We start from the raw sequence: 4,107 nt of genomic DNA, 5'->3' as shown, positions 1-4,107 counted from the left end.
GTTCGGAGCCGGCCAGCACCAGCAGGCCCTCGATGAGCCGTTCGTGGCGGGCGTTGACGCTGAGCAGGGTCTCGCCGAGCCGGCGGGTCTCGGCGGGCGCGCCGGGCCGGCTCAGGGCGACCTCGATGAGCGTCCGGTTGATGGTCAGCGGGGTGCGCAGCTCGTGTGAGGCGTTGGCGACGAAGCGGCGTTGCGAGCCGAAGGCCGCGTCCAGGCGGGCCAGCATGTCGTCGAAGGTGTCGGCCAGCTGCCGCAGTTCGTCCTTGGGGCCGCTGAGGCCGATGCGTTCGTGCAGATTGCGGTCGGCGACCCGGCGCGCGGTCGCGGTGATCTGCTGCAGCGGGCGCAGGGTCCGCCCGGCCATCAGCCAGCCCAGCCAGATGCCGATGACCGCCACCCCGGCCAGCGCGATGGCACCGCGCTGCAGCAGCGAGGTCAGCGTCTGCCGGCGGAACTGCGTCTGCAGCTCCCCGGCGAGCTTCACCAACTCCACACTGTCCGCGTCCTGGGTCGCGGCGAGGCCCTGCGGGTAGGTCTCGAGGGGGGCGGAGGGCGCGCCGGCGACCCGCATCCCGGGTACGGCGAGCACGGCGCTCTCGCTGAAGGAGCTGGTGTTCAGCGCCTGCGCGAGCAGCAGGTAGGTGATCGCCAGCAGCGCGGCCCCGGCCAGCAGGAACACCCCGCCGTAGAGGGCGGTCAGCCGGGCCCGGACGGTCAGTCGGTGGGTTGTCACGGGATCTGGTACCCCACTCCGGTCACGGTGGTGACCACCTGCGGCGGTCCGAGTTTGCGGCGCAGGTTCAGGATCGTCACCCGGACCACGCCGGTGAACGGGTCGGTGTGCTCGTCCCAGGCCTTCTCCAGCAGCTGCTCACTGCTGACCACCGCCCCGTCGGCGCGCAGCAGCTCCTCCAGCACGGCGAACTCCTTGCGGGACAGGGCGACGTGGTGGCCGTCGCGGTAGACCTGGCGGCGGTTGGTGTCCAGGCGTAGGCCCGCGCGTTCCAGCACCGGTGGTGCCGCCGGGCGGGCCCGCCGGCCCAGAGCCCGGACGCGGGCGATCAGCTCGACGAAGGCGAACGGTTTGGGCAGGTAGTCGTCGGCGCCCAGGCCGAGACCGGCCACCCGGTCGGCCAGACCGCCCGAGGCGGTGAGCATCAGCACCCGTACGGGCGAGCCGGAACTGACCACCGCCCGGCACACGTCGTCGCCGTGCACCACCGGCAGGTCCCGGTCCAGCACGAGCACGTCGTAGCTGTTGACCGCGAGCCGTTGCAGCGCGGCATCCCCGTCGTACGCGGTGTCCACGGCCAGCGACTGCAACCGCAGACCCTCCGCGATCGCGTCGGCCAGTACGACCTCGTCCTCTGCCACCAGTATCCGCACCGGCACATGGTGCCTGGCCAACCCGTTAGAACCCTGTTAGCGCCGGCGCTAATGATCGGTTAACCGGCGTTCTGGTGTCGTGGCTCCGACCCCAGAAGGAGCTGTGATGACACACCGATACCGGATGCGGCTGATCGCCGTACCCCTGCTGCTTGTGGCCGCGCTGAGCGGATGCGCCGCCGACCAGAAGGAGCAGCAGGTGGCCTCGGCCGGCGGCAAGCCGAGCGCGGGCGCGTCGGCGCCGGCCGACAACGCGGCCCTGGGCCGCAAGTTCGCCCAGTGCATGCGCACGGCGGGGATCGACATGCCCGACCCCGGCCCCGACGGGATGGTCGGGATGCCCGCCACCGCCGTCGGCGACGAGGCCTCGGGCAAGAAGATGGATGCCGCGATGGAGAAGTGCCGCGAGTTCCTGCCCAACGGCGGCGAGCCGCCGAAAGCCACCGCTGAGGACCTGGCCAAGGCCCGGGACTACGCCAAGTGCGTGCGGGAGAACGGCGTGCCCGGCTTCCCGGACCCGGACCCGGAGACCGGCGGCTTCAAGATGGATGCGGACGACAACACCGACCTGGAGAAGCTGTCGAAGGTCGGCGACAAGTGCCCGCAGTTCGGCACGGGAGTGATGCCGGGCATCGAGGTGAGCCGGTGACCCGCCGCGCCGCGCTGGTCGTGATCGCCGCGGTGGCCACCCTGGGCGCGACGGGCGCGGCCGCGGTCGTCCTCGACGACGAGCCGGACACCCCGCCGGCGGCTGCGGGACCGGCGGCCACCACCACGGTACGGCGCCAGACGCTGGCCAAGTCGGTCACCGTCGACGGCGAGCTCGGCTACGGCCAACCCGTCCCGATGAAGTCCGCGGCCGGCGGCACCGTGACGTGGCTGCCGAAACAGGGCCGCACGATCGAGTGCGGCGGCACCGTGCTGCGCGCCGACAACCGCCGGGTAGTGCTGCTCACCGGCGTCCTGCCGCTCTACCGGCCGCTGTCGCCGGGCGTCGAGGGCCCCGACGTCCTGCAGTTCGAGCGCAACCTGCGCGACCTGGGCTACGGCGGCTTCACCGTCGACGACGAGTACAGCGCCGCGACCGCCCGCGCGGTCCGCACCTGGCAGAAGAAGCTCGCGCTGCCGCGGACCGGCACCGTCACCTCGGCGTGGGTGGTCGTGGCCGCCGGCACGATCCGCGTCGCCGAGCACAAGGTCCGCGTCGGTGATCCCGCCACGGGCGAGGTGCTCACCTACACCGGCGCGGCCGCCGTCGTCACGGTCGACGCCGAGGCCGACGCCGCCGACTGGGCCCGGCCCGGCGCCAAGGTGTCGGTCTCCCTGCCCGACGGCAGCAAGACCCCCGGTACGGTGACCCACGTCGGCGCCAAGGCAACGGCCGAGCAGGGCAAGGATCCGACGGTCCCGGTCACGATCAAGCTGCGCGACCCGAAGGCCGGCGGTGGGCTGCGCGAGGCCCCGGTCGAGGTCACCTACACCGGCGAGCAGCGCAGGAACGTGCTGAGCGTGCCGGTCGCGGCGCTGGTCGCGCTGGCCGAGGGCGGGTACGGCCTGCAGGTCGTCGAGGGCGGCGCCACCCGCTACCTGCCGGTCCGGGTCGGCATGTTCGCCGACGGCCGCGCCGAGGTCAGCGGGACCGGGCTCGCCGACGGCATGACCGTGGGGATGCCGGCATGATCCGGATGAGCGAGGTCGGCAAGACCTACCCCGGCGGCGTCGCGGCCCTGAACGCGGTGTCGATGCACGTCGACGCCGGCGAACTGGTCGGCATCGTCGGCCCGTCCGGCTCCGGCAAGTCGACGATGCTGCACCTGCTCGGCGCCCTCGACCGCCCGTCCACCGGCACCGTCAGCATCGACGGCCACGACGTGGCGAGCCTGCCCGACCGGGCCCTGTCGGCGTTGCGGGCCCGCACGATCGGCTTCGTCTTCCAGCAGTTCCACCTGGCGCCGGGCGTGTCCGCCCTCGACAACGTCGCCGACGGCCTGCTCTACACCGGCGTACGCCGCCGCGAGCGCCGCCGCCGGGCCGCGAGCACCCTGCAACGCGTCGGCCTGGAGCACCGGGCCCACCACCGCCCGCACCAACTCTCCGGCGGCGAACGCCAGCGCGTGGCGATCGCCCGGGCGGTTGTCGGTGACCCGGCGGTGCTGCTGGCCGACGAGCCGACCGGCAACCTCGACTCCGTGGCCAGCGCGGGCGTGCTGGAACTGCTGCGCTCGCTGCACGCCACCGGTACCACGGTCGTGCTGATCACCCACGACCGGGAGATCGCCGGGGGACTGCCGAGATGCCTGCACATGCGCGACGGCCGGCTGGCGGAGTCATGACCGCCCGCCTGCGTCCCGCCCGCCTGGCCCCCGGCGACGTGCTGCGGGTCGGGGCGGCCGGCCTGCGGACCCGGCCACTGCGCATCGTGCTGTCCGCGCTGGGGATCGCCATCGGCATCGCCGCGATGCTCGCCGTGGTGGGCATCTCGGCGTCCAGCCGCGCCGATCTCAACCGCACCCTGGACCAGCTCGGCACCAACCTGCTCACGGTCGCCCCCGGGCAGACGATGGCCGGCGAGGACGCGAAGCTGCCCGCCGAGTCACCGGCGATGGTCCGGCGCATCGCCCCCGTCGAGTCGGCCACCGCCACCGGCCGGCTGGAAGCGAAGGTCTACCGCAACGAGTACATCCCGGTCGGGGAGAGCGGCAGCATCGCCGTCCTCGCGGC

At 73.3% G+C, this 4,107-nt stretch carries 6 protein-coding genes; 4 read left to right on the top strand and 2 right to left on the bottom strand.

The features are described 5' to 3' along the window. Together AB0C29_RS32240 and AB0C29_RS32235 are read right to left on the bottom strand one after the other, a co-directional pair. Positions 1 to 733 (bottom strand): HAMP domain-containing protein (locus AB0C29_RS32240; protein ID WP_360828194.1); only part of this gene is annotated, 733 nt, incomplete at its 3' end. After that, entirely contained in the window at positions 730 to 1,386 is a 657-nt protein-coding gene (locus AB0C29_RS32235; protein ID WP_360828191.1) for a response regulator transcription factor, read from the bottom strand. The genes AB0C29_RS32235 and AB0C29_RS32240, both read right to left, overlap by 4 nt. A 106-nt stretch (positions 1,387 to 1,492) precedes the next feature. On the opposite strand from AB0C29_RS32235, the gene AB0C29_RS32230 reads away from it, so the two are divergent. From AB0C29_RS32230 to AB0C29_RS32215, 4 genes are all read left to right on the top strand, one after another. Further along, positions 1,493 to 2,035 (top strand): hypothetical protein, encoded by a 543-nt coding sequence (locus AB0C29_RS32230; protein WP_360828188.1) that lies wholly within the window; start codon positions 1,493 to 1,495, stop codon positions 2,033 to 2,035. Beyond that, positions 2,032 to 3,066, top strand: coding sequence for a peptidoglycan-binding protein (locus AB0C29_RS32225; protein WP_360828185.1), 1,035 nt, complete (start codon positions 2,032 to 2,034; stop codon positions 3,064 to 3,066). The genes AB0C29_RS32230 and AB0C29_RS32225 overlap by 4 nt, the downstream gene beginning before the upstream one ends. Next, positions 3,063 to 3,719 (top strand): ABC transporter ATP-binding protein, encoded by a 657-nt coding sequence (locus AB0C29_RS32220; protein ID WP_360828182.1) that lies wholly within the window; start codon positions 3,063 to 3,065, stop codon positions 3,717 to 3,719. Before AB0C29_RS32225 ends, AB0C29_RS32220 begins: the two co-directional genes overlap by 4 nt. Next, the coding region (locus AB0C29_RS32215) for an ABC transporter permease (RefSeq protein WP_360828179.1) at positions 3,716 to 4,107 on the top strand (392 nt) is incomplete at its 3' end. The genes AB0C29_RS32220 and AB0C29_RS32215, both read left to right, overlap by 4 nt.

Source organism: Actinoplanes sp. NPDC048791 (assembly GCF_040650095.1).
In the GTDB taxonomy this organism is placed as follows: domain Bacteria; phylum Actinomycetota; class Actinomycetes; order Mycobacteriales; family Micromonosporaceae; genus Actinoplanes.
This window is presented reverse-complemented; position numbering and strand designations above follow the sequence as displayed.

What these genes read in the sequence shown, in the direction of transcription:
- AB0C29_RS32220 (WP_360828182.1), top strand. Translation starts at nt 3,063, where the DNA reads ATGATCCGGATGAGCGAGGTCGGCAAGACCTACCCCGGCGGCGTCGCG.
- AB0C29_RS32230 (WP_360828188.1), top strand. Translation starts at nt 1,493, where the DNA reads ATGACACACCGATACCGGATGCGGCTGATCGCCGTACCCCTGCTGCTT.